At 68.7% G+C, this 18,305-nt stretch carries 18 protein-coding genes, 1 tRNA gene and 1 pseudogene; 8 read left to right on the top strand and 12 right to left on the bottom strand.

Annotated elements, in window-relative coordinates; genetic code table 11:
• Positions 1-82 precede the first annotated feature (82 nt).
• Positions 83-976 (top strand): LysR substrate-binding domain-containing protein, encoded by an 894-nt coding sequence (locus ABEA67_RS12900; protein WP_345465767.1) that lies wholly within the window; start codon positions 83-85, stop codon positions 974-976.
• A gap of 506 nt (positions 977-1,482) precedes the next feature.
• Here ABEA67_RS12900 and ABEA67_RS12895 read toward each other — a convergent pair.
• The 5 genes and pseudogenes from ABEA67_RS12895 to ABEA67_RS12875 form a co-directional block, all read right to left on the bottom strand.
• Positions 1,483-1,743, bottom strand: a pseudogene (locus ABEA67_RS12895) (alpha/beta hydrolase fold domain-containing protein); the annotation flags it as partial.
• Between the two features lie 53 nt (positions 1,744-1,796).
• A complete protein-coding gene (gene rsgA / locus ABEA67_RS12890) occupies positions 1,797-2,804 on the bottom strand; it encodes a ribosome small subunit-dependent GTPase A (protein ID WP_345465765.1) in 1,008 nt (335 codons plus the stop codon).
• A 319-nt stretch (positions 2,805-3,123) separates the two neighbouring features.
• Entirely contained in the window at positions 3,124-3,633 is a 510-nt protein-coding gene (locus ABEA67_RS12885; RefSeq protein ID WP_345465763.1) for a PaaI family thioesterase, read from the bottom strand.
• A 224-nt stretch (positions 3,634-3,857) separates the two neighbouring features.
• Positions 3,858-5,111 carry a VWA domain-containing protein gene (locus ABEA67_RS12880; protein WP_345465761.1) on the bottom strand — a complete coding sequence of 418 codons (1,254 nt, stop codon included), beginning with the start codon at positions 5,109-5,111 and terminating at the stop codon, positions 3,858-3,860.
• On the bottom strand, positions 5,104-7,350 hold the full coding sequence (locus ABEA67_RS12875) for a DUF5682 family protein (protein WP_345465759.1): 2,247 nt from the start codon (positions 7,348-7,350) through the stop codon (positions 5,104-5,106). Before ABEA67_RS12875 ends, ABEA67_RS12880 begins: the two co-directional genes overlap by 8 nt.
• Before the next feature lie 75 nt (positions 7,351-7,425).
• Between ABEA67_RS12875 and ABEA67_RS12870 the strand changes: the two genes are divergently transcribed.
• Positions 7,426-7,656 (top strand): antitoxin, encoded by a 231-nt coding sequence (locus tag ABEA67_RS12870; protein WP_345465757.1) that lies wholly within the window; start codon positions 7,426-7,428, stop codon positions 7,654-7,656.
• Positions 7,653-8,087 carry a type II toxin-antitoxin system tRNA(fMet)-specific endonuclease VapC gene (vapC, locus tag ABEA67_RS12865; protein WP_345465755.1) on the top strand — a complete coding sequence of 145 codons (435 nt, stop codon included), beginning with the start codon at positions 7,653-7,655 and terminating at the stop codon, positions 8,085-8,087. The genes ABEA67_RS12870 and vapC overlap by 4 nt, the downstream gene beginning before the upstream one ends.
• Before the next feature lie 35 nt (positions 8,088-8,122).
• Here the strand turns inward: vapC and ABEA67_RS12860 are convergent, their stop codons facing one another.
• The 4 genes from ABEA67_RS12860 to ABEA67_RS12845 all read right to left on the bottom strand — a co-directional run bounded on the left by ABEA67_RS12860 (position 8,123) and on the right by ABEA67_RS12845 (position 12,390).
• Positions 8,123-9,223 (bottom strand): ATP-binding protein, encoded by a 1,101-nt coding sequence (locus ABEA67_RS12860; RefSeq protein WP_345465753.1) that lies wholly within the window; start codon positions 9,221-9,223, stop codon positions 8,123-8,125.
• A 24-nt stretch (positions 9,224-9,247) separates the two neighbouring features.
• Complete coding sequence (locus ABEA67_RS12855; protein WP_345465751.1) at positions 9,248-10,705, bottom strand: DUF5691 domain-containing protein; 1,458 nt, start codon at positions 10,703-10,705, stop codon at positions 9,248-9,250.
• Positions 10,702-12,072 (bottom strand): SWIM zinc finger family protein, encoded by a 1,371-nt coding sequence (locus tag ABEA67_RS12850; RefSeq protein WP_345465749.1) that lies wholly within the window; start codon positions 12,070-12,072, stop codon positions 10,702-10,704. The genes ABEA67_RS12855 and ABEA67_RS12850 overlap by 4 nt, the downstream gene beginning before the upstream one ends.
• 241 nt (positions 12,073-12,313) lie before the next feature.
• Positions 12,314-12,390, bottom strand: a tRNA-Arg gene (locus ABEA67_RS12845).
• Between the two features lie 473 nt (positions 12,391-12,863).
• Between ABEA67_RS12845 and ABEA67_RS12840 the strand changes: the two genes are divergently transcribed.
• The 5 genes from ABEA67_RS12840 to ABEA67_RS12820 are packed head-to-tail and all read left to right on the top strand — an operon-like array spanning position 12,864 to position 16,705.
• Positions 12,864-13,076, top strand: a complete 213-nt coding sequence (locus tag ABEA67_RS12840; RefSeq protein WP_345465747.1) for a helix-turn-helix domain-containing protein — start codon at positions 12,864-12,866, stop codon at positions 13,074-13,076.
• Positions 13,076-13,435 carry a hypothetical protein gene (locus ABEA67_RS12835; RefSeq protein WP_345465745.1) on the top strand — a complete coding sequence of 120 codons (360 nt, stop codon included), beginning with the start codon at positions 13,076-13,078 and terminating at the stop codon, positions 13,433-13,435. The genes ABEA67_RS12840 and ABEA67_RS12835 overlap by 1 nt, the downstream gene beginning before the upstream one ends.
• Positions 13,432-14,139, top strand: coding sequence for a DNA-primase RepB domain-containing protein (locus ABEA67_RS12830; RefSeq protein WP_345465743.1), 708 nt, complete (start codon positions 13,432-13,434; stop codon positions 14,137-14,139). The genes ABEA67_RS12835 and ABEA67_RS12830 overlap by 4 nt, the downstream gene beginning before the upstream one ends.
• The gene (locus ABEA67_RS12825) at positions 14,136-16,319 is read left to right on the top strand and encodes a phage/plasmid primase, P4 family (RefSeq protein WP_345465742.1); all 2,184 of its coding nucleotides are present in this window, start codon (positions 14,136-14,138) and stop codon (positions 16,317-16,319) included. The genes ABEA67_RS12830 and ABEA67_RS12825 overlap by 4 nt, the downstream gene beginning before the upstream one ends.
• Positions 16,316-16,705: a hypothetical protein gene (locus tag ABEA67_RS12820; protein ID WP_345465739.1), complete on the top strand. Its 390-nt coding sequence runs from the start codon at positions 16,316-16,318 to the stop codon at positions 16,703-16,705. The genes ABEA67_RS12825 and ABEA67_RS12820 overlap by 4 nt, the downstream gene beginning before the upstream one ends.
• A gap of 320 nt (positions 16,706-17,025) precedes the next feature.
• On the opposite strand, the gene ABEA67_RS12815 is transcribed toward ABEA67_RS12820, so the two are convergent.
• From ABEA67_RS12815 to ABEA67_RS12805, 3 genes are read right to left on the bottom strand one after another with little or no spacing between them, the layout of a single operon-like run.
• Positions 17,026-17,592 (bottom strand): hypothetical protein, encoded by a 567-nt coding sequence (locus ABEA67_RS12815; RefSeq protein WP_345465737.1) that lies wholly within the window; start codon positions 17,590-17,592, stop codon positions 17,026-17,028.
• The gene (locus ABEA67_RS12810; protein WP_345465735.1) at positions 17,589-17,750 is read right to left on the bottom strand and encodes a hypothetical protein; all 162 of its coding nucleotides are present in this window, start codon (positions 17,748-17,750) and stop codon (positions 17,589-17,591) included. The genes ABEA67_RS12815 and ABEA67_RS12810 overlap by 4 nt, the downstream gene beginning before the upstream one ends.
• Positions 17,751-17,803: 53 nt before the next feature.
• Entirely contained in the window at positions 17,804-18,247 is a 444-nt protein-coding gene (locus tag ABEA67_RS12805) for a hypothetical protein (RefSeq protein WP_345465733.1), read from the bottom strand.
• Between the last annotated feature and the right edge of the window lie 58 nt (positions 18,248-18,305).

Here is an 18,305-nt window from a genome sequence, read left to right as displayed (position 1 = left end):
GTAGTGCCTCAGGGGTCATCACTCAAATTTGTCTTTTTGCCCTTCATTGCAAAGTTTGTTTATATCCTGTTGACTGGGTCCTATGAACGTCCAACCCGACGCCCTGCTTTCCTTCGCGGCGGTGGCCCGCCTGGGGAGCCTGACCGCTGCCGCACAGGAAAGGAACCTCAGCCAGCCCGCGCTGTCCGCACAACTCAAACACCTGACGGCGGCTGTGGGAGAGCCTTTGCTGGTCAGGCACCGCCTGGGCATGCGCCTGACGCCGGCGGGAGAGGCCCTCTTGCCGTATGCCCTGGAACTCTCACGGGCGCTGAACGGGGCGCGAGGGTTCGCCAGCGAGCACCGGGGCTTGCAGACGGGAACACTCCGGCTGGCCGCCAGCAATACCCTGGCAGCCTATGTCCTGCCGGCGGCCCTGCGAACCTTCCACCAGCAGTATCCCGGCGTGCGGCTTCAGGTCAGTTCGGGCAACAGCGAGGAGGCGCTGCAACGCCTGCTCGCTGGCGAGACGGATATAGCCTTCATCGAGCGCCCCTTCCCGGCTTTGCCCGAGGGGATGCAAAGCCGCCGGGTGGGCGGCGACGAGTTGCGCCTGGTGGTCAGTGCCGCCCACCCGCTGGCGAAGCCCTCGCTGGGCCGGAAGGAGTTGAAGAAGCTCCCACTCATCCAGCGCGAAACCGGTTCCGGCACCCGTGAAGTGTCTGAACGCGCCTTGCAAGCCGCGCAGATCGAGGTCACGCCCTTTCTGGAGCTGGCGGGCAACGAGGCGGTCAAGGAAGCGGTGCTGACGGGTCTGGGTGGGGCTTTCTTGTCGGAATACTGCGTCCGGCGCGAACTGGGCAGCGGCCTGCTGGTCAGCCCGGAAGTGCACCTGCCCGGACTCCGCCGTGAATTCACCGCCATCTTTCCCACGGCTCCCACACTGGCGGTTCGGACATTTCTGGAGGAGGGAATGGAGGGGCTGGGCAGCGTGTAGAGCGGCGCTCCTTACCACCCTGCACCGCCCTTTTTGCGCTTCTCGCTTCGCGCAGAAAGAATGCTAGAAGGCGATAACCTTCCTGCGCCCCGTCCGCCCAGGACGAGACAGGACCGCTCCCCACAGAAAACGACCCACTTACCGTGGGGGAGGGGCCTCACATCGCCCCCAGCCTCTCCACGCCCTCTACCCCCAACAGAAAACCCCGCTTCCGGTGTATGAATGTTGCAAAACTAGCGTCCTAGAGCAGCTTTCCCTGAGTTTCCCTATTGCGCTGGTTGCGGAAGGAGACGGACGTAGACGCTTGTATTTGTCACGTTTTCGCCCTGCCGATGCCAGACCTGAGCGCTGCTGACGGGAGCAGCATGTGACTGTTGGCACGCCCTCTTCACTCCGGCCCCGCGCTGAGCGTCGCCTCCTCAGGAGGCTCTGGTATCGCCTCCCCGGTGTGCAGTTGGAAAATGTCCATGTAGGGGCGGTACTCGAAGACCCGGTCGCGCCCTCATTCAAGTGTCAGCCCTGAGGTACTTCCTCTGTTCTTCCACCACCCGCTTCATGGCTGGCCGCGCATCACGACTGAAGTACGGGAAGATCGCGAAGCCGTGGGGCGTGGAGGTGTACTCCTCCAGTACGACCGGCACGCCCGCCCCACGCAGAACCTCCGCATAGCGAACACCGTCGTCACGCAGGGCGTCGTACCCGGCCACCTGGATGAGTGCCGGTGGCAGCCCCACATGGCTGGACGCCCGTAGCGGGGAGAGTCGCCAATCGGTCTTTGGGGTTCCCTCCGGAGGTTACAGTTCTCCAGCCGGATGTTGGCTCAGCGCCGTCGGGACTTGCGTGGAGACAGCCCCTGCGCCTCGGCGTAGGCGACCACGAGATCGGCACCGATCTCGCCCCGCTCCACGGCCCGGCGCACCGCGCAGCCAGGCTCGGTGCGGTGCGTGCACCCACGGTAACGACACCGGGTGGCGAGTTCCTCGATGACGCCGAAGCGGGAGCCGCCGGCCCCGGCGTCCCACACCGCGATGTCCCGCAGCCCCGGATTGTCGATCAGCAGGCCCCCACCGGGCAGACGGTAGAGGGTGCGCGTGGTCGTCGTGTGGCGTCCCTGGCCGTCGAGGTCCCGCACCGCGCCGGTCGTGGCCGCCTCACGCCCCAGCAACCGGTTCGTCAGGGTCGACTTTCCGACCCCCGAAGAGCCGATCAGGGCGACCGTGACTCCCTCGCCGAAGTACGGGCGGAGGGCATCTAAGCCCTGACCCACCGCTGCCGAGACCGCGTGCACGGGCAGGTCCGGCGACAGGCCCGCGACCGCCTCGGCAAAGGGACTCACGTCGCGCACGGCGTCCACCTTGTTCAGCAACACGACGGGCCGTGCCCCGCTGAGCTGCACGGCCGCGACGTAGCGGCCCAGCCGGGGCAGGTCGAAGTCGAGGTCGGGCGTGGTAACGATGAAGACCACGTCCACATTGGCGGCGATGACCTGCTCGGTCAGGCCGCCCTGCACGGCCCGCGCAAAGCTGGTCCGGCGCGGCAGCACCTCCACGATCCGCAGCGGCGGCTCTGCGGGGCGCTGCACGATGACCCAGTCCCCGATGACCGGGAGCATCCGGCCCCCGGCAGCCGCGTGCCTGAGGGAACCCGGCAGCGACGCCTCCTCCGGGCCGCCCGCGGTCCAGACCTGCATGGAGGTTCGCCCGGTGCTGGCGACCCGGCCAGGTTCCAGGGAGGGCCGGACTTCAGGTGAGGCGGCCGCGATGGCCTCGCGGGCTGCCTGAGCATAGGCCTCCGACCAGCCCAGGGCATGCAGGGGGACAGAGGTCATCTGGTGGGGGAAGAAGAGAGCACGGGGAAGTGGGGCTGAGACATGGACTCAGGGTAAACCCGACTGCCGCTCGGCCGGGCTTTTCTCTTGACGGGAGTCCAGGCAGGGGGAGGCAGGCGAGGAGGCCGGGTCTGGGTGCCGAGCAGGGCCAGAACGACGCCCCGGAGAACCGCGAGGCCCTGCGCGGCCTTTCTGGTCCAGCACACGTCTTCAGGGTGTCGCGGCGGTGGTGCGTGGCGTGGCCCGGCCGCTCCCAGGACCGGTGGACCGGGCTGACCTGTATCTCTCCCGTCTGGAACCACGCACGGGGCAGGCTCAGTCAGGGGGTCTCACGCTGCGGGCGCAGGATCAGGCAGGTGGTGGTGGCGTGGGCAAAGAGCTTGTCGTTGCCGTCCAGCAGTTGCGCCTGCGCCGTGGCGACCTGCCGCGACAGGCTCAGCACTTCACCGACGGCGCGCACTTCCCCCATCCCCGCAAGCAGGGGGCGAATGTAATTCACCTTGAGTTCCAGGGTGGTGTACCCCACGCCGGCGGGGAGCCGCGTGTGAACCGCGCAGCCCAGTGCCGAGTCGAGCAGCGCCGCGAAGACGCCACCATGCACACTGCCGATGGGGTTGTAGTGAAATTCCTGCGGGGTCATACGGAAGGTCACCCGGCCCGGCTCGATGTCCGCCTCGCTCGCCAGGGAGAAGTCCAGGCTGGCCGAGATGGGTGGTGCCGGAAACTCACCTCGCGCGATGCCGCGCAGGTAGTCGAGTCCACTCATCTGCCGCGCGGCATCGGCACCCATCAGAGGGTCTTCCCAGGAATAGGTTCGTATGCGGTTCATCCGGGCGAGCTTACCTGGTCGTGAACTCCACCGTGCGGCGAAGAATCGCAAGCCCTCCTGGCAGACGCCGTGCCGAACCAGCCGCCTCATGTTGCGCCGCCTCGAAGCGGTGCTGCCGCTTCAGGGTCTCGGGGCGGCTGCTCATCCTGAGCAGGCGTGAGCACGCTGGCATTCCCCTGAACCTCAATCTCGACCTTGCCGCCGACCCCCAGGCCGCCCGGCTCTCATCGTCCAATTGCCCCAGCCGCCGCACGGGCCATCACGATGCCGCGTGAGGCGGCCCAGGCACCGATGTCGGCCCCCCCCAGGGCGGTCGCCATCAGTTCGGGGAAAAAGTCCGGCGTGCAGGCGAAGACCGGGATACCCAGCGCGGCGAGGCGGGCAGCGTTCTCATGGTCGTAGCTCGGCGTGCCGTCGTCGTCGAGGGCCAGCAGCACAATCACGCGGGCACCCATCTCGCGGAATTCATGCAGGCGGCGGATCATCTCGGCGCTGCCGGAGCCTTCATACAGGTCGGAAATCAGGACGAAGGTGTGCTCTTCGGGGTTGGTGAGCAGGCCCTTGCAGTAGCGCAGGGCCAGCGGCGTGTCGTTGCCGCCGCCAAGCTGAACACCGAACAGGACGTCCACCGGGTCCGCGAGGTGGTCGGTCAGATCCACCACCGTGGTGTCGTACACGACCACGTTCGTCTTTAGAGCCGGGAGGCTCGCCAGCACCGCGCCGAAGATGCCCGCGTACACGACGCTCGACGCCATGCTGCCCGACTGGTCCACACACAGGGTCACGGCCTTGAGTTGCCGCCGCGCGCGCCCGTACCCCACCAGGCGCTCGGGAATCACGCTGCGACGCTCAGGGTCGTAGGTGCGCAGGTTTTTCAGCAGGGTGCGGCCCCAGTCCACCTCGTTCTGGCGGGGGCGCAGGTTGCGCTGCGAGCGGTTGAGGCTACCCGTCACGGCGCTGCGCAGCGGCTCGGCGAGGCGAGCCTGGAGGTCGTCCACCACCCGCGCGACCACCTGCCGTGCCAGCGCCTTGGCCTGATCCGGCATGGCGTCCCCCAGGCTGAGGAGGGTGGCGGCCAGGTGCACGTCGGGTTGCAGGTGCTCCATGAGTTCGGGTTCGAGCAGCAGGGTCTTCAGGTTGAGGCGCTCGACCGCGTCCTGCTGCATGACCTGCACCGCCGACTGCGGGAAGAGGTCGCGGACCTCACCCAGCCACGCGGCGACCGCTGGGGCGCTCTTGCCGAAGCCCACGTGGCGGTGCGACTTGCGGCCCTTCTGGGGCTTCTCGGTCTGCACGATGAAGGGCGCGCCGTCGTACAGCGAGGCCAGCGCGGCGTCGAGGCGGCGGTCGTGTTCGCCCAGCTCGCAGCCGATGCCGTCGGCGCTCTCGCCCGTGGCCGTTTCGCCGCCGAGCAGCAGCCGCCAGCGGCGTAGGCGTTCTTGTTCGGGAGTGAGATTTTGCGGGGTGGGTTCAGTCATGGGCCTCTCCAGCGGGCAGAGCCGCGCCGAGGAGCCGCAGCACCACCGGCACCACCCTGGCTCCCAGGTCGTCATTGACCTGCGCCGCATATTCCGTGCGTTCCAGGCCGCGCAATTCCTCGCCCAGCCTCCTGCGGGCGTGGGGTTCCAGGCGCGAGAGGGCGCGGCGCAGGGGGGGCAGCACCTCGCCAAAGGCGTCGGTATCGAGTCCAGTGACCCAGGCGTCCAGCAGGGAAAGCGCCGCCGGGTCGTGGCGGAGCGTCCCGCCGTCCTCGCCGATGAAGCCGCCCAGCCACGCCGCCACATCCAATGGCGGTGCCCCCGGCGCGAGGGCCGCCGCGAGCCGCGCCTGCACCTGCCCCGCGTCCAGGAGGTCCCGGTCGCGCAGGCGGTTCACGGCGTCGCCCCGGAGCAGCGGCGCGGTGCCCTCCGCGTCCAGGGCGTGCAGGGCCGCGACCCACCCAGCGCTCGCTTCCGGGTCGTCGAGGAGGCGCACCGCGGCATCCGCCTGCGCGAGCTGGCCGTGAAGCGCCCCCGCCGCTTCCTCCCCCAGCCCGTGCGCGGCGTTGGGCAGACCGGCGGCGGCGCGGGCCACCAGCGTGCGGAACACGGGCCGCAAGTCGTCACCCTCGCGCGCCCTCACGTCGCCGTAGCGGGCCAGGCGCGCCAGGGGCGGGAGGGACAGCAGCAGCGCGGCGGTGTCGGCGTCGGCGGCGCGGGCGTCCAGACGGGCGAGCGTGAAGTCGGCGGCCCCCGGCAGCCCGCACAGCCGCGCGACTTCCAGCAGCGCCGAGAGTTCCCCCAGGTCCGCCGCCCGCCGCGCCCGCGAGACTGCCGCCGCGTGGGCCGCGCGTACCACAGTATTGCCGTGGCGGCTCGCCTCGACGATGCGCACACTGAATTCCGGTTCCCAGCGCAGGCTCCAGGCCTCCTTGAAGGTGCCCGTGCCGCTGCTGTGTGCCTCCTTCGCCCACGGCACGCCCAGCAGGTTCAGGCGGTGGAAGAGCTGCGAGCGGTTCAGCCCGGCATCCTCGCGCAGGTCGAGGGTGAGGTCGCGGGTGGTGGCCTCGCGCTTCAGGCGCAGCCGGGCCAGCGTGGCCGTGAGGTCCTGTTCCAGCGGCACGGCGGGCGCGCCGGAGGGCACACTGCCCAGCGCCTCACCCACGAACAGTTCCTCCGACAGCAGGCGCAGCGGCGTGTCGGAATCCCAGGCGAAGACGGCCCGCGTGGCATCGGTCAGCTCGTCCAGGCCCGCGAGGTGTCGTCCGCGCAGGGTCGCCAGGGCGTCGGCCAGCCGCACCGCGTCGATGACCTGGGCACTCGAGGCGTCCAGCCCGTGCGCGCGAAGCAGCCGCGCCGAACGGGTCAGCCAGCGCTCGCTGACCTGCGCGGGCGTGCCATAAAGGTGCGCATACCAGCCCGGCGAGGTGACGCCCGCGCCGTAACCGCTGGCCTGTGTAAGCCGCCCGTGTGTCCAGGGTGTGATGGTGAGGGCGACTTTTGCCTTGGGCAGCCCTTTTAAGCGCGCCGTGTCGGCCTTCGCCTCACGGGCCAGGACTTCGGGAGTCAGCGCCGGGGCGTGCCACGCGCCGCACACGACGGCCACACTGCCCTTTTTCAGCGCCGCGCGGATGGTCTGGCGCATCTGGGCCTCACGAATGAGGTCACGCTCCGAGGTGTGCCCGTCCTCAGCCTCGCGAACCGCGGCCATGACCTCGGCAATGGCCGCAAACACGGCCTCGCCCTCGCCGCGTGACTCGACCAGGGCGTCCCACCAGCGTTCGAAGTCACTGTAGCCAGCGGCCTGGGCCAGCAGCGCGAGAGGGTCTTCGCACATGGCGTCGGCGGGGGCAGGGTCGGCAGGGGTGGCCTCAGCGTCCGGATTGACGTTGGGGAGAGTCTCCTCTTCTCCTGACGCCAGGGTCACGCTGGCGGGCAGGTCCATAAAGGCTATCGGCACGCCGCGCGCGAGTGCCCAGCGGATCGCCACGAATTCGGGGCTGAACTCGGCCAGCGGGTAGAACACCGAGCGTTCGGGCTGGCCCTGCACGTGTGCCATCACCGCGACGGGGGGCGTGAGCGCGGGGTCGTTCAGGAAGGGCAGCAGGCCGTCAGCGTCCGCAGGCCCCTCAACCAGCAGCGTGGCGGGCGGATGGGCCTCCAGCGCCCGCGCCATGCTGCGCGCCGAACCGGGACCGTGGTGGCGGATGGGGAGGATGGTGAGGTCAGATTGGACCATGTCGGGACTCCAGGAGGGACGGGGAACGTTCGTTCTATAGTGTATCTACGGTATATACTCTGATGAGGTGAATCCATGACGCGCAGCCGAACCTTCAAGAGTGGCAACAGCCAGGCCGTCCGCATTCCGCAGGAGCTGCAACTGCCTTACGGCGAGGTCGAGATCGTCCGCCGGGGCCGTGACCTGATCATCACGCCGGTTCAGCGGCAGGACGGCCAGGCCATCTTCGAGGCCCTGACGGCCTTTGAAGGCCCCCTCGAACGGGAACAGCCTGCGGCGCAGCAGGAGCGGGAAGCGCTGGTGTGACCCCGCCCCTGCTCTATCTGCTCGACACCAATATCTGCATCTTCACCATGAACCGCCGCCCGGAGCAGGTGGGCCGCCGGATGCGGGAGGTAACGGCGGCAGGGCACCAGCTGGGCATCTCCAGCGTCACCCTGCACGAACTCTGGTACGGGGTGCGCCGCAGCGGTCGCCCGGAGCAGAATGCCGCCCGCCTGTCGACCCTGGTGCAGACCCTGGACGTCTTCGACTTCGGCCCGGAGGCCGCCGAAGCCGCCGCCGGGATTCGGGCCGCGCTGGCGGGCAGCGGCTCGCCCATCGGCCCCTATGACGTGCTGATTGCGGGGCATGCCCAGAGCCTGAACGCACTGGTCGTCACGAACAACCTCGGGGAGTTTGCCCGCGTGCCGGGGCTGCACTACGAGGACTGGACGCGGGAGGAGGGGGAAGGCTGAGACGGGGCGGCCCTTTCCCCACTGTGAAGACATGCTCAACTCACCTCCCGGCAAGCCGTGTAAAACTCCTTCCACCCGGCCCGCTTCTTGACCGCCGTTTCCAGGTACTCGTTCCACACGGCCTGGTCCTGCACCGGGTCTTTCACCACGGCCCCGATGAGGCTGGCGGCCACGTCGTGGCTGCTAAGTTCGCCGTCGCCGAAGTGGGCGGCCAGGGTCAGGCCGTTGGTGACCACGCTGATGGCCTCGGCCACGCTGAGGCTGCCGCTGGGCGTCTTGAGCTTCGTCTTGCCGTCCTCGGTGACGCCCGCGCGCAGTTCGCGGAAGACCGTCACCACGCGCCGAATCTCGTCGAGGGCCGGGGGCAGGTCGGGCAGGCCCAGGCTGCGACCCAGCGACTCGACGCGGCGGGTCACGATGCTCAGTTCGTCCTCCAGGCTGTCGGGCACGGGCAGAACCACGGTGTTGAAGCGGCGTTTGAGTGCACTCGACAGGTCGTTCACGCCCTTGTCGCGGTTGTTCGCGGTGGCGATCAGGTTGAAGCCGCGCACCGCCTGCACCTCGGTGTTCAGCTCGGGCACCGGCAGCGTCTTTTCGGAAAGGATGGTGATGAGGGTGTCCTGCACGTCGCTCTGCACGCGAGTCAGCTCCTCCAGTCGGGCGATCTTGCCCTGGCGCATGGCGTGCATGACGGGGCTTTCGACCAGCGCGGCCTCGCTCGGCCCCTCGGCCAGCAGGCGGGCGTAGTTCCAGCCGTAGCGGATAGCATTCTCGTCCGTGCCCGCCGTGCCCTGCACCAGCAGGGTGGAGTCGCCCGAGATGGCGGCGGCGAGGTGCTCGCTCACCCAGCTCTTGGCGGTGCCCGGCACGCCGAGCAGCAGCAGCGCGCGGTCGGTGGCGAGGGTCGCCACGGCTATCTCCATCAGCCGCGCCTCGCCCACGTACTTCGGCGTGATTTCGGTGTCGCCCGCCCGGCCTCCCATCAGGTACGTCAGGACCGCGCGCGGGCTGAGGTTCCATTTGGGCGGGCGCGGGAAGCGGTCGTGCTGCGCCAGCGCAGCGAGTTCGTGGGCGTAGGCCTGCTCGGCGTGCTGGCGCAGGACTTCGGGGGCGGTGTTGTTCTGGGGGGGGGTCATGGGAGGCTCCTTGAAGGGAAAGGGTCAGGGGGTCGAATGGGCCGCCAGGGCGTCACGCCACTCGCGGCGCAGGCGCAGGGTGTCCGTCAGGTCGCGCCAGGCCCGGAAGGCGGCCTGCTCCCTCTGAGCGTGCTGCTGGCGCTGGCTTTCCTCCCATTCGGCGGGGGTCTGCCAGGAGGGGAGCTTTTTCGGGAGGGGCGGCAGCTCGAAAGGCAGCGGTGTGGGCGGAGGCAAGGTCAGGTCGGGCGAGAGGCGCTCGCCCAGCAGACCGGCCAGGCCAGGCACCACGCCGCTCTGGCCCTCACGTTGAAAGAGATTGAGTGCGCGCGCGGCCAGGGTGACCTGTAGGTCGACCGGTTCTGCCACCAGGTCCGCCCCTGGATTCAGCAGCAGCGCCCGCACCGCGTCCAGCAGCTTTTCCGGGGACACCTTCGGCTGCCCGGCGAGGTCGCGCAGCCGGGCGCGGGCCGTGGCTGGGTCCAGCGACTCCGGCACGGGAGGCGGCGGCTCCTGCAATTCATTCGCCAGGGACCAGTGATGCGCCCTGGCCGCCTTGTGCAGCTCGTCCCAGCCCACACCCAGTGTTTTCAGGATCAGCGGCGTGGGCAGCGCACCCAGCAAGCGGTGCAGGTCGCTGTCGTCGTACTGTCCGGCGCGCGGTTTGCCGAGCGCGGCGGGCAGGTCGAAGGCCCCGAAGGTGAGCTTCTTTTTCAGCGTGCCACTGACCTTCACCGCCTGGGGCAGCAGCGCCAGCAACTCATCCTGAAAGGCACCGGGGAGGTGGCCCAGAAGTTGCCGGGCCTGCTTCTGCACCTCGGGCGAGCGGTCGCGCGTCGCCGTTTCCAGCAGGGGGCGGTCCTCGGGGCGCGGGTCTCGGCGCAGCAAGGCCAGCAGTTCCTTGCGCCGGTCGGCGGGCTGGCTGGCCCAGAGGGCTTGCAGGTCCTGTACAGCCTGCGCAGGGCCGCTCCGGCGAAGCTCGGCCAACGCTGCCAGCCTCGCGGCCCAGGCTGCTTCTTCCCCGTCCTTTTGCGCCTGCCCATGCAGGGGATGGGCGTCCAGGGTAGCCCGCGCCCGCAAATCCGCCAGGGTCCAGAGGGCGGGCGCAAGGTCGGCCTCCTGACGGTACAGGGCCAGCACCTGCGCGGCATTTAGGGTCCAGCCGCGTGCGGACACCGTGTCCAGCGCCCGGGCAGCCAGCGACGGGTCGGTGCGGACCAGTGGAGGCAGCAGGGTCGCCAGGACTGGCGGCATGGGACGTTCGGGGGCGGGCAGAGCCGCGGGCGGCGCAGGGGCCTTCAGGAGGGGCGCTCCGGCGCGGGCGTGCAGGCCCAGCAGGGCGGCGCGGCCCAGCAGCCGGGCCTCGGGCGTGTCACCGGGCACACTCGACAGGGCCTGGGCCAGCGCACCGGCAGGAGCGGGCAGCTCGGCCCGGCTGGTACCGCGGGTGGCAATCACGGCCAGCTCACGCAGGTCGCGGCTCATGCGGGCACTCCAGGTTCGTGCAGGGTCCCGGCAGCCTCCGGCTGGCTCGCTTCCATGGAGACGGCCCCTATCGGCAGGAAGGTCACGCCGTCCCACTCACCGAAATACGTCTGCATCCGCGTTTCGGCCTGGGCGAGCATGGCCCAGAGGTCGGCCTGTTCCACCCGCTCGCTCAGGGGGACCGCGTGCCCCTCGGCGTCGCAAAGCTGCGGCGGGTCAAGGTGGAGGTACGCCGGGCCGACAAACGCGCCGATGCGCTCCAGCCAGGGGTTCAGGGCCAGGGCCACTGCGTAGCGCTCTTGCAGTTCGGCCAGCGTCCCGCCGGGGAGGGGCAGTGGGGCGGCCGCCACCGACACCTCCCCCTGCACGAGGGCGCGTTGGGCATAGGCTGAGGGCGCATAGGCCAAGGCTGCCGTGAAGGGCTGCTGCGGGGCCAGGGGCAGGGGCAAGGCCTGTCCTGTCGGCGCGAAGTCGAGCAGCAGCGCCAGCTTCGGTTCTTCACCGGGCGACCCCTCGCCCAGCAGCCAGGTCCGGCGCACGTTCAGTTTCCCCTCTTCCTCCTGCACCGAACCGAGGGCCTGCCAGACCTGCGGCGCGGCCTGGGGCAGGCTGGCACGGTCAAGCGGTGCGCCCAGCGCCGTCAGGAGGTCGGCACGCTCGGCCTCGCCCAGGGCGTCCCGCTGCCGCCAGCCCTGCGTGAGCAGCCACAGCTGCCCCAGATGGGCGGTCAGGGCCTGGCCGGTTTCGTCATGCAGCAACCCGGGAATCTGCCGGACCAGCCGCGCCGCGCCCGCAAGCTGGGCATCGACCAGCCGCGCCGCCTGCCGGTCCCAGTCGACATACGGGCGGGCACGGGCCGCCTGAAGCCCTTCGCGCACGAGGTCGCTCAGCCACACTTCAAGGTCCTCCAGGCCCGCCGAACGCTTGCGGTCACGGGTGGCCTGGGCCTTTGCCTGCGCCCTGGCCCGCGCGGCGGGATCAGCGTCATCGCCGGGAGATTGCGCGGCCTTTTCAGTCCGGGCCACGCGGCCCCCCAGCCATTTGACGAGGTCGGGGGGCGGGGAGGAATCTTTCCACTCACCGGCCCGCGCGGCATGCAGGAGCAGCAGCCCCAGGGCGTGCTTGCAGGGAAATTTACGGCTGGGACAGCTGCACTTGCTGGCGATCTCGGCGTTGCGGGCATCCACACCCACCAGGTAGGGGTGTGTGCCGCTGCCCTGGCATTCGCCCCAGAGGACATTGCCGTCGCGGGCCAGCTTGGGCCACCCGGCGGGACGGGCGAGCTTCTGGGCCGCCCTAGCGCTGCTGCTGTCAGGTGCGAGGGCCAGCGCGGTGTCGGCGGTCAGTTGGTCGAGGATCGGGGGCAATACGTAAGCTCCTTTTTAATTACGCTCAGGACGTAATAGTAACAGACAGACCATTTCTTCGCAAGCCAGACGGGTTGCGTGGCGTGCGTCACGCGCACCTACGGCACAGAGCAGGCCTCTGCCGCCTTGAGCTGATCGTGCGCAACCCGGCCAACGTGGTGCGACTGTCAAGCCGCTGAAATTGGCCTTTCCATGCTCTCTGCCCACAACAGAAAACCCCGCTTCCGGCGGGGCTTTTTTCTGGTGCACTCGACTGGATTCGAACCAGTGGCCTGCCCCTTAGGAGGGAGAACCGGCGTCATTTACGGACGAAAATGCACGGTGACGCACCTTCCCATTTTTCCCCTCTCAGAGGGCGTTTTCGCCTCTTCACCGCCCCGCTTCATACGCTCTGGATAACGGACGTGCGCGGATGTGTTGGTCACGGGTTGGTCACGTTGGTCATGCTGCGGTTGAGGCAGGGAAACGGGGCTGTGATGTGCGTGTCTACGGTAAACATGCGTGCTAATCTGTGTGTGTCTCGCTGCTGGAGCGGCGAGAAATTGGCGCAGCCGCCCCACCTACATGCACAACACGGGCATACCCACGGCACACTGACGGCACCTTACTGAGGCACGCACCCGCGCAGAGCGCACCTAACCGCCTCGACCCCAGCCACCGACCCAGCCACGAACCCCACGCCCAACAACGCATAACTGGCGAATTGCTGCTGCTGAGAACCAAGGCTTAGACCTTCGATTCTCGCGGTGTTTTGCTGTATCAGCAACGCCGACCCGCTGGGGGGCTACAACATGACGGCGATTGGACATGAGGTGCAGGCTGCCGTGCCTGCTTATTACAGCGCTCAGGGTGCTGCGGAATACCTGAACGTACACCCGGCCCTGATCTATAAGGAGATTCGCGCCGGTCGCCTGCGGGCTGTGAAGATCGGGGCGAAGGTAATCCGCATCCCCCGCGAGGCGCTGGAGGCATACATAGCGGCTCAGAGCACGGGGGCCAATTAATGCCCCGCCGTCCTGTACACGGCGGGGGGCAGGCAGCGCAGGCGGGCGCTGTGGGCAGCTTACCAAGTGGGGGCGGGCGGCTCTCTCGGCTGGAACACGCCCGCAGCGTTGACCGGGAGTACTTCAGGAAGAACCCCCGCTCCCGCAGCTATACGCGGCCCTACATCGAGGGCGAGTGCCTGGCGCTGCCCGACGGGGCACCCCGCCCGCTGTTCGTGGCGGTCGCGTTCGTGTCGGCCCGGATGACCAGTAAGGCTCTGGCCTTCGACCGGGCAGAGTTGCGCCAGGCCAAGCAGGAGGCTGAGGCACTGGCCGCCATGTGGCGCGACGGTGCGGCTGAGCGCGGGGTGTCGGCGTGAGTGCCCACAAGTTTCCCTATGACCAGGCGAAGGCTGACCGGATTGCCTCCGCTGAGGCTGTGCGGTTGCTGGAGGCGCTGCGATTGCCGGGCGAGACGGTCATGCTCCAGACGTTCGCTGACGGACCTGATGACCTGTACGTGACCGAGGAATTCAAGGGCCGGAACGGCCAGCCCATGAAGGCGCAGAAGTACGGCCTGAGAAAGCCGGACGGGAAGGGCTTCAGCACCGGGCGCACGGCCCAACAGGGCAGTTTCAGCCTGGAGGAAGTGGCAGAGGGACAGTACATCCGCCCGAACCTCGCGCGGTGTGGCGTGTTCTTCGCAGTGAACGTGTTCCCGCCAGATACCGAGAGGCGTTCCTCTGACGGTGTGCAGCGGGTGGCGGCGGTGTTCCTCGACCTGGACGGCACACCGTTACCAGGGGGCGGCTTCCCACTTCAGCCAACGGCGATTGTGGAGAGCAGCGCCGGGAAATTCCACGTTTACTGGGCTGTTCAGGACTTGCCGCTGAGCGAATTCACGCCGGTTCAGAAGCACCTCGCGGGCCTGTATGGCGGTGATCCTTCCGTGTGCGACTTGTCGCGTGTGATGCGCCTGCCGGGGTACTGGCACGGCAAGAAGGAAGAGGGCTTCCTGACGCGCATTCTGGAGCTGAACGCGGCGGCCCAGTACAGTCGCGCCGATCTGCTGGGGGCGCTGTGAGCGGCTTCCCGGGACTGCGCGAGGCGCTGGCAGTGGCTGAAGCCGAGGCACTGAAGCGCGAGCAGGACGCTGCGCGGCGCAGAGCTGAGGCTGACCAGTTGCGGGCGCAGCTTTCCAGCGACACGGCGAGCGACCAGGCCGAGGCGCGGCGCAAATGGGCGCAGGTCGCCTTGCTGGGCTGCACGGCGGACGTGCTGAGCGCAGGCGAGGGCAGCCGGAATAACACCCTGAACGGCGCGGCCTACCGCCTGGGGCGGATCGCGGCTGCTGGCCTGCTGGAAGAATCGGAGGCCCGCGTTTCCCTGGCTGACGCGGCGGAACGTGTCGGCCTGGGCCGCCATGAAGTCGAGCGCACCATCGAGAGCGGCATGAGCGCGGGCAAGCTGGAACCCATCGACCCGGCAGATATTGGGTCCTTCGCAAGCCTGAAGAAGCACAAGCCTAGAGTGCTGACAGTGGGGATCGAGGTGGGCACGCTGCCTGACCCGGCAGACATTCCCGCTGCTGAGCATTGGGTGGCTGAGGACCGGGCCGAGTACAGCGACCGGCAGGTGCTGGGCCTGCTGGAGCTGGAGCGGTGGCCCGTGACGGCACCGGACACGGATACAGCACACGCTCACCGCCTGGCCGAGCTGGCAGCGGGGGACCTCTGCTACACCGGCAAGCTGGGCGGGTGGCTGGCCTACAACGGGCGGCAGTGGCTGACTGGCGCGGGCCGCAAGGGGGACGGCGAAGGCGACCTGCTGGCGCAGAAACTGGCCCAGCAGCTCAGCGGCACGATGAAGCCGGAAGTTGCGCGGCTGTTTGCCCTGGGCGGCTTGCTGGCCCCCATTGAGGCCCGCAAGATCGACGCCGAGGCGATGGAGCGGGCGGCATGGCGGCACATCCGGGCCAGCAAGGCCGCCGAGGGACGCGGGAAGCAGAAAGCCATTCTGGAGGCGGCCCGCCCGCTGCTGATGGTCGCCCACGCCCGCTTTGAGCCGCGCCCGTGGGTGCTGGGCTTCCAGAACGGTGTCTGGGAACGCGGGCAGTGGCGGGAGCATCGGCGCGAGGACTACATGCTGACCCTCGCGCCAGTCGAGTACCACCCTGACGCGGATCGCGGCGCATGGCTGGAAGTGCTGGAGCGCATGACCGGCGGAGATGCCGACCTGGCCCGTTCGCTTCAGGATGTGACCGGGTACGTTCTAAGCGGCACCAGCACTCTCCGGCTACTGCCCTGGCTGTACGGCCCGAAGGGCACCGGCAAGAGTACCTATGCCGAGCTGCTGGGCACGGTGCTGGGCGACATGGCGGCCAGCCTGGACACGAAGCTCTTCACTACGGACAGCGCGCGTGAGCGTCTGGGCGCAGCGATCTGGGGCAAGCGGGCCGTGTTCTGTGCGGAGGCCGGGAACGCGAAGCTAGACGCGGAGCTGCTGAAAACCCTCAGCGGCAGTGACCGCCTACCCGTGCGCTTCCTCTTCAGCGAGCCGTTTACCGCTGCGCCCCGGCATGTGCTGCTGATGGTGGCGAATGACGCGCCCAGGGTCGAGGCTTACGACGATGCGCTAAAAGACCGCGTGCTTGCTCTGCCGTTCCTGCACCCGCTCGCGGCACCGGGGCTGCCCCCGCTGCTCCGTGGGGCGCGGATCGAAGCGGAGCGGCAAGACCCGACTTCTCGCCTGGTGCTGGGCTTTACCGCTTGGGGCATGGAGGGGCTGACCAGGGTTTACGAGGCAGGCGGCGTGTACCGCTCCGAAGCTGCCGCGCGAGCTACGGCCCGGTTCTGGGCTGAGGTTGACCCGCTGCGGGAGTTCTGGCTGGAAGTGGGCCGTGAAGCCTTCGCGGTAGACGGGATCAAGGCGGGCGACCTTCGCACCCGGTATCAGGTGTGGGCGGATCAGGTGGGGGTGCGGCCCTACGCCATGAAGAAATGGGGGCAGGCTTGCGCGGCGGTGGGACTGGAGAACATCAAGAAAACGGCAGGAACCCGCTACTGGACGCTAAAACACCCCGAACTCTTCCCAACGGACGACGGCGCACCCTCGGCAGGCAGTGGCGAGAGTGGCGCAGTAGAGGCCTTTTCCAAATCGTTTCACGAGGAAAACCCTAAGAAAAATCCTTCCTTAGAAGAATTGGGGAACGGGTCAAGTTGCGCCACTCTCGCCACTCTTGCGCCCGCCTCTGGTGAGCTGTGACTCTGACCGAGTTGCGGCGCACCCTCGCCCCGCTGGGGGTCAGCCTAAGCGTGACGCCAGCGGGCAAGCTGAGGTATGACGCCCCGCGAGGCTTGCCCGCCGAGCTGGTCGAAGCCATGCGAGCGCAGCGCGCGGCCCTGCTGCGCCAGGTCGAGGAAGGGCGGCTGCCTGACGGGCGGCTTGATGTGGCCGCACTCGCGGCTGCGCCTGGGCGCTGTGGCTGCTGCGCCCGCTGGCAGGGGCCGGACGCCTACGGGGACGGGCTGTGCCCGCTGGGGCGCGCTGCGCACGGCTGGGCAGACGGCAACCCGAAAGCGCCGGTCCTGACGGTGGCGCACCATCACTGCGCGGCGCACGGGGGACAGGGCTGGAAGGGTGCGGCGTGAGTGCTCCGACTTCGGCTTTTTTCGGCTTCCCTTCTTGGAGATGGGTCGCATGACCGCTGCCCCTGCTGGTGTGCCTCAGGGCCTCACGGTGGGTCAGGTGGCCCTCGCTGAGGGCAGACCAGCGCCGCCCCCGCTGGTCTGCTAGGACTGCTGGGGCGGTAAGGGCCGACGGGGATAAAGCGTCGGTTTTGGCTGGTTCTACCAGTGTCGGCATTTTTCGGCATGTGCTGCTGCTATGGGTGATGGGAACCCCGCCCGGTGAAGGGCGGGGGAGTCATGCACTTTGGATGGGGGGTGGTGCCGGGACTGCTGAGGTGCGCTCAGTCCTGCTGAGAAGGATTGCCCAGTGCAAAGCGACTCAGGCCCAATGCCGCCAAAGCTGCGCGTCCTTCCCTGGTGCTGGTGTCTACGCGGAAGCGGTAGCAACCGTTGGCGTAGTCGCCCGGCGGGTACACATCGAGGGCCAGGATGCCCTGGAAGGGTGCGGCAGGGTCGAAGCCGGCAGGATGAAGCCAGCAGCCCCGACGGGGCAGCGTGAGAGGCGAGTAGCCTTCGGCATACAGGGTCAGGCTGTCGGTCAGCCGCTCGGCACCCGTGAGGGTCGGCAACGTGTCCATTCCGGTTGGCCTTCCCTCTGGGAAGTGGCGCAGCAGTTCGAGATAGAGGGCAGCGGGCACGGCATACGCGGCGCGGTCAGGGCCACCCCACTGATGGGTGAGGATCGCCAAGTTGTCGTGCCCAATGGGCAAAAGGGCGGCGCGGTCGCCTTCCGCGATGGTGACAAGTTGCCCGCTCTCCAGTTCGAGCGTGAAGCCATTTCCCTCGCCAGAGAGGACGTGGGCGACCTGGGGCAATTCGGCGCGAGCGGCACGGGTGTCTTCCTTCACGGCTGAACCTCCGGGGCAGGGCGAGGGCGGAAGGCGCGGGCGAGGGCGACCAGGCCCAGCAGTGGGCCGCAGAGGGTGGCGAGCTGCGCGAGGGGCAGCAACGGGGAACCGGCCAGCAGCACGCACAGGGCATAGAGCAGGAACAGAGCGAGCGTCACGGCGCGCACCTCCAGAGGGGAGAGCCGGGGGGAGCGGTGCCCCCCGTGAGGCTTCAGGCGGCGAGCTGGCGGGCCTGGGGGAGGGTGTGGCAGAGGTACGCCCACACCGCGCGCGCTTCCGCTTCCGTCAGGGTGGCGAGGCTGAACACCTCGCGCCCCACAGCACGGGCAGCGCTGCCGTAGTGGTCGGGGTTGCACAGCCCCAGGCGGCCCATGAGGCGGTGCAGGCGAGCGGCGCGGGCCTTCCCAATGGTGGGCGGGGTGGCCGGGACTTCCGCGAGGACTTCCACCCGGTCAGCCATGTCGAGGATGCTCACGGCGTCTGCAAGGGGCGCGGCCTGCCCGTCCACCTGGGCGGCGATGCCTTCCGGCGTGCTGGTCAGCGTGACAGTGTGCCGGGCCGTGCCCCAGTTCTCGCCGTGGGCGCGGTACTCGATCACGGCGGCGAAGGTGCGGCTCTGCATGGGCTGGGCGGGGCGAAGTGCGCTAGGTTGCATGGTGATCTCCTTAAACCGGGATTCCTGAGAGGCTTTTGGTTCCTAGGCCGTGCCTCTT

This window comes from Deinococcus carri (genome assembly GCF_039545055.1).
Lineage (GTDB): Bacteria > Deinococcota > Deinococci > Deinococcales > Deinococcaceae > Deinococcus > Deinococcus carri.
This window is presented reverse-complemented; position numbering and strand designations above follow the sequence as displayed.

Excerpts from the sequence above, each read along its gene's own strand:
- ABEA67_RS12835 (WP_345465745.1), top strand. The coding sequence starts at position 13,076 with ATGCCCCGCCGTCCTGTACACGGCGGGGGGCAGGCAGCGCAGGCGGGC.
- ABEA67_RS12840 (WP_345465747.1), top strand. The coding sequence starts at position 12,864 with ATGACGGCGATTGGACATGAGGTGCAGGCTGCCGTGCCTGCTTATTAC.
- ABEA67_RS12885 (WP_345465763.1), bottom strand. The coding sequence starts at position 3,633 with ATGAACCGCATACGAACCTATTCCTGGGAAGACCCTCTGATGGGTGCC.
- rsgA (WP_345465765.1), bottom strand. The coding sequence starts at position 2,804 with ATGACCTCTGTCCCCCTGCATGCCCTGGGCTGGTCGGAGGCCTATGCT.
- ABEA67_RS12880 (WP_345465761.1), bottom strand. The coding sequence starts at position 5,111 with ATGACTGAACCCACCCCGCAAAATCTCACTCCCGAACAAGAACGCCTA.
- ABEA67_RS12900 (WP_345465767.1), top strand. The coding sequence starts at position 83 with ATGAACGTCCAACCCGACGCCCTGCTTTCCTTCGCGGCGGTGGCCCGC.
- ABEA67_RS12875 (WP_345465759.1), bottom strand. The coding sequence starts at position 7,350 with ATGGTCCAATCTGACCTCACCATCCTCCCCATCCGCCACCACGGTCCC.
- ABEA67_RS12860 (WP_345465753.1), bottom strand. The coding sequence starts at position 9,223 with ATGACCCCCCCCCAGAACAACACCGCCCCCGAAGTCCTGCGCCAGCAC.
- ABEA67_RS12870 (WP_345465757.1), top strand. The coding sequence starts at position 7,426 with ATGACGCGCAGCCGAACCTTCAAGAGTGGCAACAGCCAGGCCGTCCGC.
- ABEA67_RS12805 (WP_345465733.1), bottom strand. The coding sequence starts at position 18,247 with ATGCAACCTAGCGCACTTCGCCCCGCCCAGCCCATGCAGAGCCGCACC.
- ABEA67_RS12855 (WP_345465751.1), bottom strand. The coding sequence starts at position 10,705 with ATGAGCCGCGACCTGCGTGAGCTGGCCGTGATTGCCACCCGCGGTACC.